We start from the raw sequence: 19,987 nt of genomic DNA, 5'->3' as shown, positions 1-19,987 counted from the left end.
TAAAGCCATGGCAGGATATCGTAAGTTAGGTCGTCCTACTGATCAAAGAAAAGCTATGCTTAGAAATCTTGTTACAAGCTTCTTAAAGCATGGTAAAATAGAAACTACTGAAACAAGAGCTAAGGAAACTAGAAGCCTTGCAGAAAAAATGATCACTCTTGCAAAAAGAGGAGATTTACACGCAAGAAGACAAGTGTTAGCATTTGTTACAGAAGAAGAAGTTGTTAAAAACTTATTTGACAACGTAGCTCCAAAGTACGCTGAAAGAAACGGTGGATACACTAGAATGTACAAAGTTGGTCCTAGAAGAGGAGACGGAGCTGAAGTTGTTATACTTGAATTAGTATAATATATTTCTTTAGAGAGGATTAAGTTTTTACTTAATCCTCTTTTGTCATACAAAATATTTTTATATAAAAGGTTAAAATAAGGAAATATCTATTTACAAAATAAAATTATTAATAGTATTATTTTATAAGTAGGTATTTTTTTATATGTAAAAATACTGAACTCAATATATTTTTTGAGAAAAAGGTAAATGTTTTGTTTGCTTTTAGTAGCTTTATATAGGAGGCTAGTATGGGAGAAAATATGATTAAAAGTGAAGACTTAGTTTTTAAGTATGTAAATGCCGAAGAAAAAACAGAAAAAATTGCAATAAATCATGTTTCCATGGAAGTGAAAAAAGGAGAGTTTTTAGTTGTTTTAGGACATAATGGTTCTGGAAAATCAACTATTGCTAAGCATATGAACGCTTTATTGCTTCCAAGTGGAGGAAAGATGTACGTAGATGGGTTAGATACTTCTAAAATAGAAAATATTTGGGAAGTAAGAAGAAGAGCAGGAATGGTTTTTCAAAATCCAGATAATCAGTTAGTAGCTACAATAGTAGAAGAAGATGTAGCTTTTGGACCTGAGAATTTAGGTATTGACCCTGTTGAAATTAGAGAAAGAGTAGATGAATCTTTAAAATCAGTAGGAATGTATGAATATAGAAAACATGCACCACACTTACTGTCTGGTGGACAAAAACAAAGAATTGCTATAGCTGGAATATTAGCAATGAGACCTAAATGCATAGTTTTAGATGAGCCAACAGCTATGTTAGACCCCTCTGGAAGAAATGAAGTAATTAGAACTATTAAAGAAGTAAACAAAAAGTTTGGAATAACAATAGTTTTAATAACGCATTATATGGACGAAGCAGCTCAAGCAGATAGAATAATAGTTATGGATAATGGAGAAAAAGTAATGGTGGGAGTTCCAAGAGAAATTTTTTCGCAAGTTGAAAAAATGAAAACTATAGGATTAGACGTTCCACAAGTTACTGAGCTAGCTTATGAACTTCAAAAAGAGGGAGTTAATATATCAACTGAAATATTAAATATAGATGAGATGGTGAATGCTTTATGTCAATTAAAATAGAAAATTTAAATTATATATATATGCCTAAAACACCTTTTGAAAAGTTAGCACTAAACAATATAAATTGTGAAATAAAAGATGGTGAATTTGTAGCTTTAATTGGGCATACAGGGTCAGGAAAGTCAACTTTTATACAACATTTAAATGGTTTATTAAGTCCAACTAGTGGAAATATTATAATTGATGGCATTAACCTTGGCGATAAACAAACTAAATTAAGTGATATAAGAAAAAAAGTAGGATTAGTATTTCAATATCCAGAATATCAATTATTTGAAGAAACAATAGAAAAAGATATTTCATATGGTCCTAAAAACTTAGGGTTAAGTGAAGAAGAAATTAGTAAGAGAGTTAAGAGGTCTATGAAAATGGTAGGTCTTGACTATGAAACTTATAAAGATAAATCTCCATTTGACTTAAGTGGAGGGCAAAAAAGAAGAGTTGCCATAGCTGGAGTTATAGCAATGGAACCCAAAGTTTTAATATTAGATGAACCAACAGCAGGGTTAGACCCAAAAGGAAGAGAAGATATATTATCACAAATAAGATTGCTTCATAAAGAATATGGAATGACAATAATAATGGTTAGTCATAGTATGGAAGATGTAGCTAAAATTGCTAGTAGGGTAATTGTTATGAGTGAAGGAAAAATAGTTTTAGATGGGAAGATTGCAGAGGTTTTTAAAGAAGTTGAAACCTTAGAAAAAATAGGTTTAGCAGTACCTCAAGTAACCTATCTAGTTAAAGAGTTAAGAAAAAAGGGCTTTGATATATCAGAAGAAATATTTACAATTTCACAGGCAAAGGAAGCTCTTTTAAAAATAATTAGGAAGGATAAATAATTATGCTAAAGGATATTACTATAGGGCAATACATTCCTGGAAATTCTTTTGTCCATAAATTAGATCCAAGGACTAAGATATTAGTATCACTTATTTTTATTGCTTCATTATTTGTAGTAGATAAATTTTGGGGTTATATATTTATAGTTGCCTTTTTAGTAGCGACTGTATTAATATCTAAATTACAATTTAAATATCTATATAAAGGTCTTAAACCTGTATTCTTTTTAATAGCAATAACAGGAATACTTAATATTTTTATGATTAAAGGTACAGAAGACACTCTTATATGGCATTGGAAGTTTTTACACATATACAAAGAGGGGATAAGGACAGCAATTTTCATGGCTTTAAGATTAATACTTCTTATAATGGGAACATCAGTCTTAACTCTTACAACATCACCTATTGAGTTAACAGATGGAATTGAAAGTTTATTAAAGCCTTTAAAAAGAATAGGTGTGCCAGCACATGAATTAGCTATGATGATGACTATTGCTTTAAGATTTATACCAACTTTAATTGATGAAACTGATAAAATAATGAAAGCTCAAAAAGCAAGAGGAGCAGATTTTGAATCAGGTAACATAATTCAAAAAGCTAAAAGTTTAATACCATTATTAATACCATTATTTATTAGTTCCTTTAGAAGAGCTGATGAGTTAGCAATGGCTATGGAAGCTAGGTGCTATAGGGGTGGAGATGGAAGAACTAGAATGAAAGTATTAAAATATACAAAAAATGATTTTATTTCTTTTGCTTTAGCCTTCGTACTGTTAGCTTTATCTATAATGGTTAGAGTTTCTTAAAGTATATTTTAAATATAGGATAAATAATTCTTAATAGAAAGACTACATATATTTGTAGTCTTTCTTGATTTAAAGGATAATTATTTATATTTTAATTTTTTAAAACAAAGGAATGATTATATGAGAAATATAAAATTAACTATAGAATATGATGGAACAGCTTATTTTGGATGGCAGAAGCAGCCAATAGGAAATACTATTCAACAAAAGGTAGAAGAGGCTATAAAGAAAGTTACAAAAGAAGAGGTAGAAATATTAGGAAGTAGTAGAACTGATTCAGGAGTTCATGCTAAGGCTTATGTAGCTAATTTTAAAACCAACTCCAATATACCAGGAAAAAATTTTAAGGCTGCTTTAAATTCAAAATTACCAAAGGATATAGTAATAATGAATTCAGAAGAAGTAGAAGAAAATTTTCATTCAAGATATATGACCAAAGGTAAAACATATTGTTATACTATATTAAATAGAGAAGAAGCACCAGCATTAGAGAGAAATTATGTTTACCATGTAAAAAAGCCTTTAGATATTGAAGCTATGAAAGAAGCTTGTAAATATTTTTTAGGTAAGCATGACTTTAAGGCTTTTCAAAGACCCGGTGGAACAGTTAAAACATCTGTAAGAACAATAACAGATATTCATATTGAAACGGAGGGAAATAAAATAAAATTGTATGTATCAGCAGATGGATTTTTATATAATATGGTTAGATTAATTGTAGGAACTTTATTAAAAGTAGGAAGAGGAAAAGAAAAACCAGAGTATATAAAGGAAGTAATAGATTCTGGAGATAGAAAAAAAGCTGGAATTTGTGTTCCACCAACAGGATTATGCTTAGAAAAAGTTTTTTACTAAAAGTATAGGAAATGTATTGACACGCCCGTAAGCGTGTATTATAATTGTATTTGTTTGTAAGAGAGATGTACGGGATTCACTATGAATCTTAACATAAAGTACGAGGACATATAAAACCTATTTTAAAATTCTAGGGAGGGAAAACGATGAAATCATACATTGCAAAAGCACAAGAAGTTGAAAGAAAATGGTATGTTGTTGACGCTGCTGGAAAGCCACTAGGAAGAGTTGCTAGCCAAGTTGCTTCAATATTAAGAGGAAAGAACAAGCCAACATTTACACCAAATGTTGACTGTGGAGATTTCGTTATCGTTATAAACGCTGAGAAAGTTGTTTTAACTGGTAAGAAATTAGACCAAAAAATGTTAAGAAAACACAGCTTATATGCTGGTGGATTAAAAGAAACTCCATACAGAGAAGTTTTAGAAAAGAAACCTGAATTTGCTTTCGAAGAAGCAGTTAGAAGAATGCTTCCAACAGGCGTTTTAGGAAGAAAAATGTTAAAGAAATTAAACGTGTACAGAGGAGCTGAGCATAATCACGCTGCTCAAAAACCAGAAGTACTTGAGTTAAGATACTAATTATAAGCTCGGGAGGAGGAGTTCAAATGGCAAAAGTTCAATACATGGGAACTGGAAGAAGAAAGAAATCAGTTGCAAGAGTAAGACTTGTACCAGGTGAAGGTAGAGTTATAGTAAATAATAGAGAAATCGAAACATATTTTGGATTAGAAACTTTAAGAGTTGTAGTTAACCAACCATTAGTTTTAACTGAAACTAAAGATAAATATGATGTTTTAGTTAACGTTCATGGTGGTGGATTATCAGGTCAAGCAGGAGCTATAAGACATGGTATATCAAGAGCTTTATTAAAAGCTGACGAAAACTTAAGACCAGAATTAAAGAAAGCTGGATTCTTAACTAGAGACCCAAGAATGGTTGAAAGAAAGAAATACGGTTTAAAGAAAGCAAGAAGATCTCCACAATTCTCAAAGAGATAATATATTGCTTTTATGGAAAGAAGGAGGAATATCTCCTTCTTTTTTTTTCGTTTTTTTACAAAAAAATCTTAAAAAATCCCTTGATAAAGGGTATAATTATTAATATAGTATGAACAAAAATAGATTTTATGCTTCTTTGACAAAAAAATATAAAAATCATTAGAAATGGCTATATATCTATATAGTAAAGGTTTAAATTTTAAGTTAGTTTTAATAAATTTGATATTATTTGTATAAAATTTCAATAAAATGGATACTGTATTAAGTTTAGGTTAAAAAGGTGCTTTAAAACTTAACAAAGTAAATATTATATTGTAAAATGTTATAGGATTGATATTTAAAATTAAAAATAAAATAAGTTTGTATTTTACAAATTAAGCAAAGTGGAGGAGAAGTATCTTGAAAGATGCAATTTTTACCTTAATAGAAGTTGCCGGTGGATTAGGTCTATTCCTTTTTGGAATGAAGTTAATGGGTGAAGGATTAGAAAATGCTGCAGGTGATAAATTAAAAAGTATATTAGAGAAAGTTACTAAAAATCCAATATCAGCAGTTTTAGTTGGTGCCTTTGTTACTATGATAATACAAAGTTCTAGTGCTACTACGGTAATGGTAGTTGGTTTTGTTAACGCAGGACTTATGAACTTAGCACAAGCTGCTGGGGTAATAATGGGTGCAAATGTAGGTACTACTATTACGGCACAGCTCGTTGCCTTTAAGCTAGATGATATAGCACCATTATTTGTTATAGTAGGTGTTGTCTTATTAATGTCAGCAAAGCAAAAGAAAAGATATAGCTGGCATAATTTTAGGCTTTGGTATCTTATTTATGGGAATGGGAATAATGAGTTCAGCTTTAAAACCATTAGCGGATTCACCAATGTTCTCACAACTTATAATGGCTATAGGAGATAACTGGGTATTAGGAATATTTACAGGTTTAGCTCTTACAGCTATATTACAGAGTTCATCAGCGACTACAAGTATATTAATTGCTTTAGCATCAACAGGCTCTATAACTATAGATGTAGTTTTACCAATATTATTTGGTTGTAACATAGGAACTTGTGTAACTGCTTTAATTTCAAGTATTGGTGCTAATAAAACAGCACATAAAGCAGCAGCAATACATTTAATGTTTAATGTATTAGGTACACTTATATTTATACCGTTCTTAAGACCATTAGGTCATCTTGTACAAAACATAAGTCCTGGAGATGTTCAAAGACAGATTGCTAATGCACACACTATATTTAACGTAACAGCTACTATAGTCTTAGTTCCTTTAAGTAAGTACATGATTATGTTAGTTAATAAGTTAATCAAAGGAGAAGACGAAGTAGAAGTCTTAGGACCTAAATATATTGATGATAGATTATTAGAAACTCCAGTTATAGCTGCTGGTCAAGTTCAAAAAGAAACTTTAAGAATGGCAAATAAAGCTAAAGAAAACTTAGAGTTAAGTATGAAAGCATTTAAGGAAAATAATGATAGCTTAGTTAAGAAAGTATATGAAAATGAAAAGCTTATAAATATACTAGAAGAAGATATTACAGAATATCTAGTTAAGTTATCTAAGTGTGATTTATCTGCAAAAGAAAGTAATTTAGTGGCATCAACTTTTCATATTGTAACAGACATTGAAAGAATTGGAGACCATGTTGAAAATATAGCTGATTTAACTTTAGAAAAAGTAGGAAGAAAGTTAAAATATAGCGAAGATGCTTTAAAAGAAATAGATTATATTTATGACCAAACAATGAAAGCTTTAGATATAAGTATTGAATCCTATGCAAATGAAAATGTTGAAGAAGCAGGAACTATTTACGAAGTTGAAAGAAAGATAGATTCTTCACAAAAAGAATTTAGAGAAAATCATATTAAGAGATTAAGTCAAGGTTCTTGTAATGCTTATGACGGTGCAATATTTATGGATTTATTAAGCAACTTTGAAAGAATTGGAGACCATGCAACAAACATAGCAGAAAGTGTTATGGAGGTTTGCTAAGATTTTAAGAATACCTAAATTATTTTAGGTATTCTTTTTTTTATAGAATATTTATTATTTCATAGGAAAAAATAAATTGAGTTTGTAATTAAAGAATTATTTTAAATCTATTAGGAGGTTTTTTAATGAGAAAGATATTTAAGGTGCTATCTATAACTTTCTTATCCTTACTATTAATAAATTTAAGTTTTTTTAAAGTAAATGCAGAGGAAAGACAGAAGGTTATTGTTATAGACCCAGGGCACGGAGGAATTGATGGTGGAGCTAAAAGTGAAAGTGGAGTTATTGAAAAAGATATTAATTTATCTATAGCTTTAAAGACTAAAAAACTTTTAGAGGATAAAAATTATAAGGTAATAATGACAAGGGACAAAGATATTGGATTATACACAGAGGGAAAGAAAGTTAGAGAGAAGAAAAGAGAAGATTTAAATAATAGAGTTAAAATAAAAAAAGAAAATAATTGTGATGCTTTTATAAGTATTCATCAAAATATGTTTCCTCAAAAAAATTGCAAAGGGGCACAGGTATGGAGTGCTAACAATGAAAAGAGCGAAAAATTAGGAAGAATAATACAAGCTAAATTTAAGGAGTTGGATACTAGTAATAAAAGAGAGGCAAAGGTTGCTAAGAAAGAATATAAAATTTTAAATGATTATTATGAAGAAGCTTCCGTAATAGTTGAGTGTGGATTTTTATCAAATCCTGAAGAATGCAAGCTTTTAACTAATTCTAATTATCAAGATAAAATAGCGGAAACTATATTAAAAGCTATAGATGAATATTTTAATAGTTAAAACTCTTAAAGATTAAAGATTAACTTCAAAATCTAAAGGAGTAATATTATAAAGTTCATTTAATAATATGGTTTTTAAGATTAAAAAAAATAATACAAAAATTAAAATTATAATTAAAATATTTATAATCCTTATTTTATTCATAAAAGCTCCTATTTTTCTAAGTATATATTAAATATATGATTTAGTATTTTATTTTATAAGAAAAAAAGGCTATGCCATTAATTTAGGCATAGCTTTTAGTTTATATATTTTTAAAGCCTTTTCCTTTTACTTCGGAAACATCCATTATAGTTACAAAGGCATTTGGATCTATATAATGTATTGTATTTTTTAATTCAATCATTTGTCTTGTAGTAACTAAACAATAAAGCATCTTCTTTCTGTCATGAGTGTACTCTCCTTCAGCTAAAAGAGAGGTTACTCCTCTATGAAGGTCCTTTATTATATAATTTATAACCTGTTGTTCCTTATCGGTTATTATAAGTAAAAGTTGTTTTGAGTGTATCCCTTTAATAACCTTATCTACTAAAACTGTTTGAACAAAAATAGAAATAAGAGTATAAAGAGCTGTTTCTAATCCAAAGAATATAGCTCCTACACCTACTATACACATATTTAATATAAAGCTTAAAGAGCCTATATTAAAGTTTGAGTACTTTTTACGGATAACCATAGTAAGTATATCTGTTCCACCAGTTGAGCCACCTTTAGAAAATACTAAGCCATAGCCTAAGCCACATATAGCACCACCAAAAACACAATAAAGCAATTTATCATCTAGATTAATTAGATTTGATAAAGGTGCCGTTATCATTAGTGAAAGGGATAAAGCTAGCATTCCTATAGCAGAGTTAAATGTAAACATCTTTGATAACTTAAAATAACTAAGTATAAATAGTGGAATATTTATAAGTAAAACAACAATACCAGAATTAACTCCCATTAAATACTGGAATATAAGTGCAATACCTGTAGCACCACCACTAAGAAGTTTAGCATTAGATAAAAATAAGTTTACTCCTAAAGAAGCGATAAAGCATCCTATGATAATAAATAAATTATCAATAAGTAATTCTTTTTTCTCTTTGATGTAATTCATTTGGGATTCTCCTAAATCTTAGAATAAATAATTTCATAGGTAATTATAATGCTTTTTTGGGTAAAGTAAAGCCAATAAATACTTTGAAAAAGCAACTAATGTGTTTTTATGGTAAAATACATTGTATATACTAAGAATTTCATAAAATTAATAGTAGAAGATGTATCTTAAGAAAATCGTAATAAATAAATAGGTTAATTTTAATTTTCCTCCTTTAATATTTAGAGGAGGCATAAGTTTAAGGAGTGCTTTGTTATGGAAAAAGAAAATTTTAATGTTTTAGTTGTAGATGATGAAAAAGAGATAAGAGACGCCATAGACATATATCTAAGAGGAGAAGGAATAAATGTAATAAAGGCTGGAGACGGAATGGAAGCCTTAGAAATTTTAGATAAAGAAGATATACATTTAGTTGTTTTAGATATAATGATGCCTAAATTAGATGGAATGAGAACTTGCTTAAAAATAAGAGAGAGCAGAAATATACCCATAATATTATTGTCAGCAAAATCAGAGGATAGCGATAAAATATTAGGGTTAAATATTGGGGCAGATGACTACGTTACAAAACCCTTTAATCACTTAGAACTTGTTGCAAGAGTTAAGTCGCAATTAAGAAGATACGATTATCCTTTAAATAAAGAAAATACTCAAGACTTAATAGTTATAAAAGACTTAACTATAGATACTGTAAATAAACAAGTTTCCTTAAGAGGAGAAAATATAAAGTTAACTGCAACAGAATATAAAATATTAACTCTTTTAGCTTCTCATCCTGGAAGAATATTTTCTATTAAAGAAATATATGAAAGAGTTTGGGAAGAACCTTTTTATAAAAGTGAAAACACCGTAACTGTTCATATAAGAAGGATGAGAGAAAAGATAGAAATAAATTCAAAAGAACCTGAGTATATAAAGGTGGTGTGGGGACTTGGGTATAAAATTGACAAATAGTTTTTCAAGATGGTGGAGAAACTATAGCCTTTCAGTAAGAAGCATAGAAAATATGTTTATTTTAATATTTTCATTGTTTATACCTGTTTTATATATAATATTATTTGGAGGTTACTCCTTTGATAATATAGCTAAATTAAATGCTAAAGGAAATCCTAATATATGTAATAGAGTTATGTATAGAGATGCACTTATAAATCCACATAAATATAAAGAGTGCAGACTCTTAGCACAATCAGTAGATATATCGGATTTTATTTATAATGAAACAAATTACTTAAGTAAATTAGATAATCTTGATTCAAAGGAAGAAAAGCAAGAGTTTATTAAAAAACTTCAAGAAAGAGCTACAAGCTATTCAGGAGTAGTTATTATAAATAAAAAAACTGGAGAATATTATTCAAATAGAGTTTGGTTTTATGAAAAACCTTATAATTTATCTACTCCAAAGGAAGTTTTAGAGAGCTTATCTAAAAATGATAATGTTGTTTTTAAAGAGATAAATTCTTCAGGAGATTATGAAGAAATATACTTTTCAAGAGGAGAGCTTTATGACTCTGAAATCAATTCAATTAGGATAGCCTTTTTAGTTACTATGACAACCACTCTTATTGTAATACTTTTACTTTTAAAGAAAATTTCAATGATTAAAAATATGGGTATAAAAGCTTATAAAGATAGTTGGAAAAATGGATATTTATTTAGAGTATTAGATAGTATAAATGTTTTAATAACAAAGAGAATGTTCATAGAAGAATTTTTAAAAGATAAAGTGGTTATTTTTGTATTTTCTTTTACAATAATATATATGCTTATAAATGGTTTTATGAGAAACATAGAATTTGTTTGGAAGCAATATCATTATGTTTTAGTAGATACAAGATACATTTTAATAATTCCTATAGTATTAGTTATAAACTTTATAGTTAAGTTTATAAGAAAATATGATGGATTAGATACAATAATAAATGGAATAGAAAAAGTTAAAAAAGGCGATACAGATATTGAAATTAAAGAAAATGATGATGAGCAAATAAGAAAGTTAGCAGATGATGTAAATGACTTAAGACTATGTTATAGAGAATTAGTTGAAGAAGGAATAAAAAATGAAAAATTAAAAACTGAGCTTATATCAAATGTATCACATGATTTAAAAACACCTTTAACATCAATAATAAATTATGTAAATATTCTTCAATTAAATGATATAACTGAAAAAGAAAGAAAAGAGTATATACAAATACTAGATAAAAAATCTCAAACTTTAAAGAAGTTAATAGATGATTTATTTGAGGTTTCTAAAATGTCCTCAGGAAAAGTAGAATTATTTAAATACAATATAGATATAATTCAGTTAGTATATCAATGTATAGCTGAAGTTGAAGATTTTTATTCAGAAAAGGAAATAGAGTTTAAGATAAATGGACCAGAGGAATGCATGGTTAAAATAGACCCTCAAAGAATGTCTAGAGTATTTCAAAATTTAACTACCAATGCTTTAAAATATAGTTTAGAAAAGACTAGAGTTTATGTAGAGATAAAGGACTTTGAAAACTATGTAGAAATATCCTTTAAAAATATTTCTTCTTATGCTTTAGATTTTGATGAAAATGATATTTTAGAAAGATTTGCAAGAGGAGATGAATCAAGAAACTCAAGTATAGAAGGTTCTGGTTTAGGATTAGCCATAGCTAAAACAATTGTAGAACTTCATAATGGAAGATTTAGAGTTGAGTGTGAGGGAGATTTATTTAAGGCCTTTGTAATAATTCCTAAAAATAAAGAAGATGATGAAGAAGAAATAAATTAATAATAAAATTTTGATTAATTTTTCTAAATAATTTATATGTAAAAATATATTATTCTTTTAACACAATATATTTAAAATTTTAGCTATAAAGAGTATAATTACTACATAATAATTTTTATTGCATACTTGCAATATATTTAAAGAAGGTGTGAGAAAATGAGTTGTTTATTTTTAGAATATCCTAAATGTAGTACTTGTAGAAAAGCTAAGAAATGGTTAGAAGAGAACAATATAGATTTTACAGATAGGATGATTGTTGAGGAAAATCCTACTAAGGAAGAATTAAAAACTTGGTATGAAAAAAGTGGAGTTAAGTTAAATAAGTTTTTTAATACTTCAGGTAAACTTTATAGAGAAATGAATCTTAAAGATAAAGTAAAAACAGCTAGTGAAGAGGAACTTTTAGAAATATTATCAAGTAATGGAATGCTAGTTAAAAGACCTTTACTTATAAAAGAAGATTTAGTTCTTATAGGTTTTAAAGAGGATGAGTGGAAGGAAAAATTAAAATAAAAAATAGGTCGCAAGGAAAGATATTACTTTTCCTTGCGACCTATTTTTCTTTTTATAAAAATACTCTCATATCTTTATTATTTAAAAATGTCAATAATCATTATTAGTCGAATAAAACTAAAAAAAGAAAATATGACTTATATAATAAGGGTTATTCTTAAAATAAGTTAGCCTTATCAAGAAATATGAATTTTACAAAACAATTTTTAATTATTATAATAAATTGTCAAGATATTGTGCGAAGAATAAAAATAATTACTATATATTGTGGAGGGCTATTTGATGACACTATTAGAGAGATATTGTACATGGTCTATAGAGGAGCTAAAAGATGAGAGCGAATTATATACAGAGGAAAAGCTTAAAGTAGCTTTAGATAATATAATTACCTCAAAGATGGGAGAAAAGGAAATAATAAAATCCTTTATACAAGTTTCTTTAGAGTTAACTTCTCAAGTAGAGCCAAGATGGCAAGAAATTGCTGCTAAATTATATGTTAAAAACTTATATAAAGAGGTAAGAGAAAATAGAGGACTTGATAAAGATGAAGATCCATACAATGATTTTTATGGATTTATAAAAGAGCTAACAGATAAAGGCTTATACGGAAAATATATATTAGAAAATTACTCTAAAGAGGATATAAAAGAACTAGAAAAAGAAATAAAAAGAGAGAGAGACTTTTTATTTACATACAGTGGAATAAGTCTATTATCTAAAAGATACCTAATACAAGATTTTAACAGATTACCTCTAGAGCTTCCACAGCAAATGTTTATGGGGATTGCTATGCACCTTGCTATACCAGAAAAGAAAGAAAATAGACTTTACTGGGCAAAGAGATTTTATGATGTTTTAAGTTCTATAAAGGCTACTATGGCAACACCAACTATGTCTAATGCAAGAAAACCATTTTATCAACTAAGTTCTTGTTTTATAGATACAGTAGGAGATAGTTTAGCAGGAATATATAAATCTTTAGATAATTTTTCTAAGGTTTCTAAGTTTGGTGGCGGAATGGGAATTTATATGGGCAAGGTAAGAGCCCTAGGTTCAGCTATAAGAGGTTTTAAAGGTGCGTCAGGTGGAATTATACCTTGGATAAAATTATTTAATGACACAGCCATAGCAGTTGACCAATTAGGTGTTAGAAATGGTTCTGTTGCAATTTGGTTAGATGCATGGCATAAAGATTTACCAGAGTTTCTTCAAATAAGAACAAATAATGGAGATGACAGAAAGAAAGCTCATGATATATTCCCAGGACTTTGTTATCCAGATTTATTTTGGAAATTAGCAGAAAATGATATAGATGCTAACTGGTATATGATGTGTCCTCATGAAATAAAAACTGTTAAAGGATATTCTTTAGAGGATTTTTATGGAGAAGAATGGGAAAAGAAATACTATGAATGTGTAGAAGATGAAAGAATAGAAAAGAGAGTTATGAGTGTTAAAGATATTGTAAGGCTTATAATAAAAAGTGCTGCAGAAACAGGAACACCTTTTGCTTTCTATAGAGATACAGTAAATAAATTTAATCCTAATAAACATAAAGGAATGATATATTCATCAAATCTTTGTACTGAAATAATGCAAAATATGAGTGCTATGGAAATAGAAAAGACAGAGATTAAGGATGAAAATGGTGATGTTTTAGTTGTTGAAAAAACTAAACCAGGAGACTTTGTAGTTTGTAACCTTTCTTCTGTAGTGTTAGGAAATGTAGATGTTACTTCAGAGGAAGAGATAGAATATGTTGTTGAAACTCAAATAAGAGCTATGGATAATGTAATAGATTTAAATTATTATTCAGTTCCCTTTGCTGAAATAACAAACAAAAGATATAGAGCAGTTGGATTAGGAACTTCAGGATATCACCATATGCTTGTAAATAATAAAATTGTTTGGAACTCAGAAGAACATTTAAACTTTGTAGATAAAGTTTATGAGAGAATAAATTTCTATGCTATAAAAGCTAGTTTAAACATAGCAAAGGAAAAAGGATGCTATCCTTTATTTGAAGGCTCAGATTGGAGTAATGGGGATTACTTTAATTTAAGAGAATATAATTCACCTAAGTGGAGAGAATTAAAAGAAGAAGTAGCTAAGTATGGAATTAGAAATGGCTATTTATTTGCAGTAGCACCAAATGGTTCAACAGCTACTTTAGCAGGAACTTCAGAAGGAGTAGACCCTGTTATGAATAGATTTTGGTTAGAAGAAAAGAAAGGAAGTATTACTCCGAAGGTAGCACCAGGTTTATGCCAAGAGAATTTTTGGTATTATGTTTCAGCTTATAATGTTGACCAAGAATTTACAGTTAAAGCTAATGGAGTAAGACAAAGACATATAGACCAAGGGCAATCTTTTAACCTATATATAACAACAGACTATACTATGAGACAAATAATGAATCTTTATATTTCTGCTTATAAAAATGGCGTTAAAAGTATTTATTATGTAAGAAGTAAATCTTTAAGTGTAGAAGAGTGTGAAAGTTGTTCAGCTTAAAATATAAAATTTTTTTAGATACTCATCTTTTATTGATGAGTATCTATTATGTATAAATAAATAATGAAAGGTGAATAAAATGGAAATAAATAAAAGACCGCTTTTTAATGAGTTTGGAGATATTGAAACTAATAAGAAAAAAATGATAAATGGTAATACAACTAATTTAAATGATTTTAACAATATGAAATATACATGGGTTTCAGATTGGTACAGACAGGCAATGAATAATTTTTGGATACCAGAGGAAATAAACCTAGCTCAAGATTTAAAGGATTATAAAAAATTAACTAAAGAAGAAAAAACAGCTTATGATAAGATACTTTCTTTTTTAATATTTTTAGATTCAATACAAACGGCAAATTTAGGAAATATAAATAGTTATATAACTGCCTCAGAGGTTAATCTATGTTTAACTATACAAGCCTTTCAAGAAGCTGTGCATTCTCAAAGTTACAGTTATATGCTAGATAGTATATGTTCACCAGAAGAAAGAAATGAAATATTATTTCAATGGAAAGATGATGCTATATTACTTCAAAGAAATAAGTTTATAGGAGATTTATATAATAAATTTTTAGAAGAATCTAGCATGGAAAACTTTATAAAATCAGTAATGGCTAACTATATTTTAGAGGGTGTTTATTTTTATTCAGGATTTATGTTTTTCTATAATTTAGAGCGTAATGGTAAAATGCCAGGTTCAGCTCAAGAAATAAGGTATATAAATAGAGATGAAAACACTCATTTATGGTTATTTAGAAATATAATAAAAGAATTACAAGAAGAAATACCAGAAGTTTTTACAGAGGAATTAAAAGATGAATTAAGAGATATGATAAAAACTGGGGTTGAACATGAAATTGCTTGGGGAGAATATGTTATAGGAGATAATGTTTCTGGAATAAATAATAATCTTATAGAAAATTATATAAAATATATTGGAAATTTAAGAGCTAAAGCTATTGGTTTAGGACGATTATTTAAGGGATATGATGAAAATCCAGCTCCTTGGGTAGATTATTATGCTGATGCAAATCAAGTAAAAACAGACTTTTTTGAAGCTAAATCAACAGCATATGCAAAAGCTGGTGCTTTAATAGATGATTTATAAAATAAAAAAATACCTAGAGAATAACTCTAGGTATTTTTTATTTTTTTATATCTATATCATATTTTTTGCACTTTAGAGAAATAGTTCTATGAGTTAATCCTAAAGCTTTACCAGCTTTATTAAAGCTTTTATATTTTTTCATAGCAGCCTCTATAATTTGTTTTTCATACTCTTCAAAGGGAAGTATGTGTTCAATATCAATATTTAAATTAAAGGATTTTAGCTCAACGGGCTTTAAATATGAAGGAAGATAGGAACTATCTATATAATCATTATCACAAAGATTTATAGCCCTCTCCATTATATTTTCAAGTTCTCTTATATTTCCAGGCCATGAGTACTCAATTAATAAATTTAAAGCATCTTGTTTTATTCCTAATATAGTTTTATTTAGCTTTTTATTTAACTTAGAAATAAAGTGTTCTACAAGTTCTGGAATATCTTCTTTACGCTCTCTAAGAGGAGGAAGATTAATTCCTAAAACATTAAGCCTATAGTATAAATCTTCTCTGAAAGAGCCTTCTTTAATCATTTCTTCTAAATTTCTATTAGTTGCAGCAATAACTCTTACATCAATATTTTTTGGTGTTATTCCTCCAACGCTTTCAATTTCTCTTTCTTGCAAAACTCTAAGAAGTTTAACTTGCATAGATAAAGGCATATCACCTATTTCATCTAAAAATATTGTTCCAGTATGTGCAATTGTAAATTTACCAGGCTTACTTTGAACTGCACCTGTAAAAGCCCCTTTTTCATATCCGAAAAGTTCACTCTCTAAAAGATTTTCAGGAATTGATGCACAGTTTACTCTTACAAAAGGTTTATTTTTTCTGTTGCTATTATTATGTATTGCCTTTGCAATAAGTTCTTTTCCAGTACCACTTTCACCTCTAATAAGAACTGTTGAAGTTGTTTCTGAAGCTTTTTGGCACATATACATAATATCCTTTAATGTTCTAGTGGAGCCTATAATATTGTTAAAAGATGAATTTTTAGATAATTGTCTTAAAAATTCATTTTTATAATAATCTAATTCTTGTTCTGATTTGTTTAGCTTTGACATAAGCTCCTTTATCAAACTAACAGGTCTAGAGGTTGATATAACTCCTTTGAATTGTCCATCAATAAATAAAGGGTCAATTGTACTTATAACATTTATTCCGTTCTTTTTATGAATTACATCTTTTAATAAGGTTTTATCCTTAAAAACTTTAGCACGAAGTCCATTTGGTGCTATATCAAAAATGCTTTTTCCTAAAACATCAGAGGAAGATTTAGAAAAACTTTTAATGTATGCAGGATTTAAGTAGTTTATTATTCCGTTTTCATCTACAAAACAAATCATATCCTGTGAGTTTTCTAATATTTTAGTGAATTTTTCATTTATTTCTTTCATGCCTATTATGTCAGAAACATCTTGAATAACACTAACTGCACCTATTATTTTTTCATTTATAAAAAGTGGTGAACTATTTACTAAACCTATTCTGTTATTTATATGAAGCGTTGAACCATATTTCTTTAAATTACTAAGCATTACATGGGGAAGTTGTGAAGAAGGAATAATTTCTGTTATTTGTCTTCCTTTAACTTCTTTTCTACTATGACCAATAAATTTTAGAGCATAATCATTTATAGTTATTATGTTTTGGTCAATATCTATTACAACAATTCCTATAGGTAAACTTTCTAAAACTTGCTCATTAGCTATTATACTAGCATCTATTATTTCATCTATTTCACTATTTTCACATTCTAAAGGAGGAGTATTTATATTTTTATCTATAAATTCAAGAAGAGATTGTACTGCTAATTTTTCAATCATACCTTCTGTTTTAGAGCCTATTAAAATACTTTCATTAGGTAAAACTTTTAGAGAAAGTATTGCAAGCATGCTTATTCCAAGCCAGTCTGTGTATTTTTCTTTTTTTATATATAGCTTAACTTTATATTTAGATTCTATTTCTGATGCTTTATTAACAATCATAGCAGAATATCTAGTATGTAAGCCTAAGGGAGTTTTTATAACTAATTCTCTTGAATACATAAAGTAAATCACCATCCAAAGTTTTATTAAAAATTACAACAAATAAATAAGGTTGATATTTTTTATCAAATATTAATTAATATATTATCAGAAAAAAGTACTATTTTAAAGGATTTAAAAGTATATATGTTAATAAAGTAAGGCTTTAAAAGAATTATTTGATAAAAAGTATCAATAGATAAATTGGTTTGATATTTTTTATCAGATTTAGTATAATTAAATTAACCAATATAAGTAATTCCTTAGAGTAAGTTTTTAATAAATAAAATATTTTTCTAATATTTATAGGCATTTTTACTAGTGTTTATGAGAATAATATATTTTGAAAAATAATAAAATTAAAAACTTGGCACGCAAATTGCTGTTATATATAAGCAGTGAATTTGAAAAGTGAATTGATTGAATTGTGATTGATATTTAATGTTGTATTTAATTGAGTACTAACTTAAAGGAGGACTACATAATGAAAAAAGGTATTGCCGCTTCAAAAGGATATGCAATAGGAACTGTATTTATACAAGAACATGAGGAAATAATAATATCTGATGATAAAGTTTCAGATGTAGCAGCTGAAAAGGAAAAATTAGCTAAAGCTTTAGCTAAGTCAAGAGAACAATTAGAAACTATAAAAGAAAAAACTTCTAAAGAAATTGGTGAACATGAAGCAGAAGTTTTTGAAGCTCATTTAATGTTATTAGATGATGTAGAATTTACAGGTCAAATGGAAATGACTATAGAAAATGATAAATTAAATGCTATGAAAGCTGTTCAAAATGTTACAGATACTTTCGTTATGATATTTGATTCTATGGATGACCCTTATATGAGAGAAAGGGCAGCAGATATAAAAGACGTTTCAAAGAGAATAATAGCTAACCTAGCTGGTAAGGGCGGAAACGGAATGGAGAATTTAGGAGCTAATACTGTTATTGTAGCTCATGATTTAACACCTTCAGATACTGCTCAATTAGATAGAAGCAAAGTTATTGGTTTCTTAACTAATATAGGTGGAAGAACTTCTCACTCAGCTATAATGGCTAGAACTTTAGAAATACCAGCTGTTGTTGGATTAGGTGATATAACAACTTCAGTTAAAAATGGTGATACTGTAATAGTTGATGGTATAGAAGGTGTAGCTATAATAAATCCAGATGAAGCTACTATAAATGAATACAAAGCTAGATTAGATAAATATAAAGCAGAGCAAGAAGAATTAAAGAAATTAATAGATGTTAAAACTACTACTAAGTCTGGTAGAAGAATAGAAGTTTGTGGAAACATAGGAAAGCCAGAAGATATAAATCAAGTTTTAGCAAACGGTGGAGATGGTGTTGGACTATTCAGAACAGAGTTCTTATATATGGATAGAGAAGAAGCACCAACTGAAGATGAACAATTTGAAGCATATAAATATGTTTTAGAAAAAGCAAATGGTAAACAAGTTGTTATAAGAACTTTAGATATAGGTGGAGATAAAACTTTACCATACTTACCATTACCAAAAGAAATGAATCCATTCTTAGGATATAGAGCTATAAGATTATGCTTAGATAGAAAAGATATCTTTAGAGTTCAAATAAGAGCTTTATTAAGAGCTTCTATTTATGGAAATCTTGCAGTAATGTTCCCTATGATTTCAGGATTAGAGGAATTCCAAGAAGCTAAGGCCTTTGTTGAAGAATGTAAAGCAGAATTAAAACAAGAAGGAATAGCTTACTCAGAAGAAACTCAATGGGGTATCATGGTAGAAATACCAGCAGCTGCAGTTTATGCTGATGAATTAGCTAAACATGTTGATTTCTTCTCAATAGGAACTAATGACTTAATTCAATATACACTAGCTGCAGACAGAATGAGTGAAAAGGTATCATACCTTTATAACCCAATGCATCCAGCTGTATTAAGATTAATCAAAATGACAATAGATGGAGCTCACAAACATGGTAAGTGGGTAGGAATGTGTGGAGAAATGGCAGGAGATGAAAAAGCTATACCAACTTTAGTTGAATATGGTTTAGATGAATTCTCAATGAGTGCTACTTCAATCCTTACAGCTAAAAAAATAATAATGGAACAAGAATAGTTAAAAATATTAAAAATTTAATATATAAATAAATATTAATATAACACTCAAACCCTAAGTTTTGGCACGAATTTATTCGTGCCTTTTTTTTATAAAATAAGTTTTTGTAAAATT

16 protein-coding genes and 1 pseudogene are annotated in these 19,987 nt (G+C 28.1%); 15 read left to right on the top strand and 2 right to left on the bottom strand.

All coding sequences use genetic code 11. The annotated features are described in order from the left end of the window. The first annotated feature begins 7 nt into the window (after window positions 1-7). The 9 genes and pseudogenes from rplQ (at window position 8) to cwlD (ending at window position 7,736) form a co-directional block, all read left to right on the top strand. Complete coding sequence (gene rplQ / locus AC4FQV_RS08885) at window positions 8-349, top strand: 50S ribosomal protein L17 (protein ID WP_152887773.1); 342 nt, start codon at window positions 8-10, stop codon at window positions 347-349. A gap of 230 nt (window positions 350-579) precedes the next feature. Then, window positions 580-1,425: an energy-coupling factor transporter ATPase gene (locus tag AC4FQV_RS08880; RefSeq protein WP_491165352.1), complete on the top strand. Its 846-nt coding sequence runs from the start codon at window positions 580-582 to the stop codon at window positions 1,423-1,425. Next, the gene (locus AC4FQV_RS08875) at window positions 1,410-2,267 is read left to right on the top strand and encodes an energy-coupling factor transporter ATPase (RefSeq protein WP_491165351.1); all 858 of its coding nucleotides are present in this window, start codon (window positions 1,410-1,412) and stop codon (window positions 2,265-2,267) included. The genes AC4FQV_RS08880 and AC4FQV_RS08875 overlap by 16 nt, the downstream gene beginning before the upstream one ends. Before the next feature lie 2 nt (window positions 2,268-2,269). Further along, complete coding sequence (locus tag AC4FQV_RS08870) at window positions 2,270-3,076, top strand: energy-coupling factor transporter transmembrane component T family protein (protein ID WP_491165350.1); 807 nt, start codon at window positions 2,270-2,272, stop codon at window positions 3,074-3,076. A gap of 120 nt (window positions 3,077-3,196) precedes the next feature. Then, complete coding sequence (gene truA / locus AC4FQV_RS08865; RefSeq protein ID WP_491139886.1) at window positions 3,197-3,931, top strand: tRNA pseudouridine(38-40) synthase TruA; 735 nt, start codon at window positions 3,197-3,199, stop codon at window positions 3,929-3,931. Between the two features lie 146 nt (window positions 3,932-4,077). Then, complete coding sequence (rplM, locus tag AC4FQV_RS08860) at window positions 4,078-4,512, top strand: 50S ribosomal protein L13 (RefSeq protein WP_011010899.1); 435 nt, start codon at window positions 4,078-4,080, stop codon at window positions 4,510-4,512. A 26-nt stretch (window positions 4,513-4,538) separates the two neighbouring features. Next, window positions 4,539-4,931 (top strand): 30S ribosomal protein S9, encoded by a 393-nt coding sequence (rpsI, locus tag AC4FQV_RS08855; RefSeq protein ID WP_288678257.1) that lies wholly within the window; start codon window positions 4,539-4,541, stop codon window positions 4,929-4,931. A gap of 399 nt (window positions 4,932-5,330) precedes the next feature. Next, window positions 5,331-6,939, top strand: a pseudogene (locus AC4FQV_RS08850) (Na/Pi cotransporter family protein). Window positions 6,940-7,064: 125 nt separating this feature from the next. Continuing rightward, entirely contained in the window at window positions 7,065-7,736 is a 672-nt protein-coding gene (cwlD, locus tag AC4FQV_RS08845) for an N-acetylmuramoyl-L-alanine amidase CwlD (RefSeq protein ID WP_491139884.1), read from the top strand. A 244-nt stretch (window positions 7,737-7,980) separates the two neighbouring features. Here cwlD and AC4FQV_RS08840 read toward each other — a convergent pair whose 3' ends face one another. Further along, window positions 7,981-8,838, bottom strand: coding sequence for a YitT family protein (locus AC4FQV_RS08840; protein WP_491139883.1), 858 nt, complete (start codon window positions 8,836-8,838; stop codon window positions 7,981-7,983). A gap of 255 nt (window positions 8,839-9,093) precedes the next feature. Between AC4FQV_RS08840 and AC4FQV_RS08835 the strand changes: the two genes are divergently transcribed. The 5 genes from AC4FQV_RS08835 to AC4FQV_RS08815 all read left to right on the top strand — a co-directional run bounded on the left by AC4FQV_RS08835 (window position 9,094) and on the right by AC4FQV_RS08815 (window position 15,743). Beyond that, complete coding sequence (locus AC4FQV_RS08835; RefSeq protein ID WP_491139882.1) at window positions 9,094-9,792, top strand: response regulator transcription factor; 699 nt, start codon at window positions 9,094-9,096, stop codon at window positions 9,790-9,792. Then, window positions 9,770-11,602: a sensor histidine kinase gene (locus AC4FQV_RS08830; RefSeq protein WP_491139881.1), complete on the top strand. Its 1,833-nt coding sequence runs from the start codon at window positions 9,770-9,772 to the stop codon at window positions 11,600-11,602. Before AC4FQV_RS08835 ends, AC4FQV_RS08830 begins: the two co-directional genes overlap by 23 nt. Window positions 11,603-11,758: 156 nt before the next feature. Beyond that, the gene (locus AC4FQV_RS08825) at window positions 11,759-12,115 is read left to right on the top strand and encodes an arsenate reductase family protein (protein ID WP_491139880.1); all 357 of its coding nucleotides are present in this window, start codon (window positions 11,759-11,761) and stop codon (window positions 12,113-12,115) included. Between the two features lie 282 nt (window positions 12,116-12,397). Further along, on the top strand, window positions 12,398-14,629 hold the full coding sequence (locus tag AC4FQV_RS08820) for a ribonucleoside-diphosphate reductase subunit alpha (RefSeq protein ID WP_491165349.1): 2,232 nt from the start codon (window positions 12,398-12,400) through the stop codon (window positions 14,627-14,629). 79 nt (window positions 14,630-14,708) lie between these two features. Beyond that, window positions 14,709-15,743: a ribonucleotide-diphosphate reductase subunit beta gene (locus AC4FQV_RS08815; RefSeq protein WP_491165348.1), complete on the top strand. Its 1,035-nt coding sequence runs from the start codon at window positions 14,709-14,711 to the stop codon at window positions 15,741-15,743. 37 nt (window positions 15,744-15,780) lie between these two features. On the opposite strand, the gene AC4FQV_RS08810 is transcribed toward AC4FQV_RS08815, so the two are convergent. Continuing rightward, complete coding sequence (locus tag AC4FQV_RS08810; protein ID WP_491139877.1) at window positions 15,781-17,790, bottom strand: sigma 54-interacting transcriptional regulator; 2,010 nt, start codon at window positions 17,788-17,790, stop codon at window positions 15,781-15,783. A gap of 463 nt (window positions 17,791-18,253) precedes the next feature. On the opposite strand from AC4FQV_RS08810, the gene ptsP reads away from it, so the two are divergent. Beyond that, a complete protein-coding gene (gene ptsP / locus AC4FQV_RS08805; RefSeq protein ID WP_491139876.1) occupies window positions 18,254-19,873 on the top strand; it encodes a phosphoenolpyruvate--protein phosphotransferase in 1,620 nt (539 codons plus the stop codon). Window positions 19,874-19,987: the final 114 nt, after the last annotated feature.

It is taken from the genome of Clostridium sp. TJA038 (assembly GCF_058310255.1).
The sequence above is the reverse complement of the archived record's forward strand: the minus strand, read 5'-3'. Positions and strand labels throughout refer to the sequence as shown.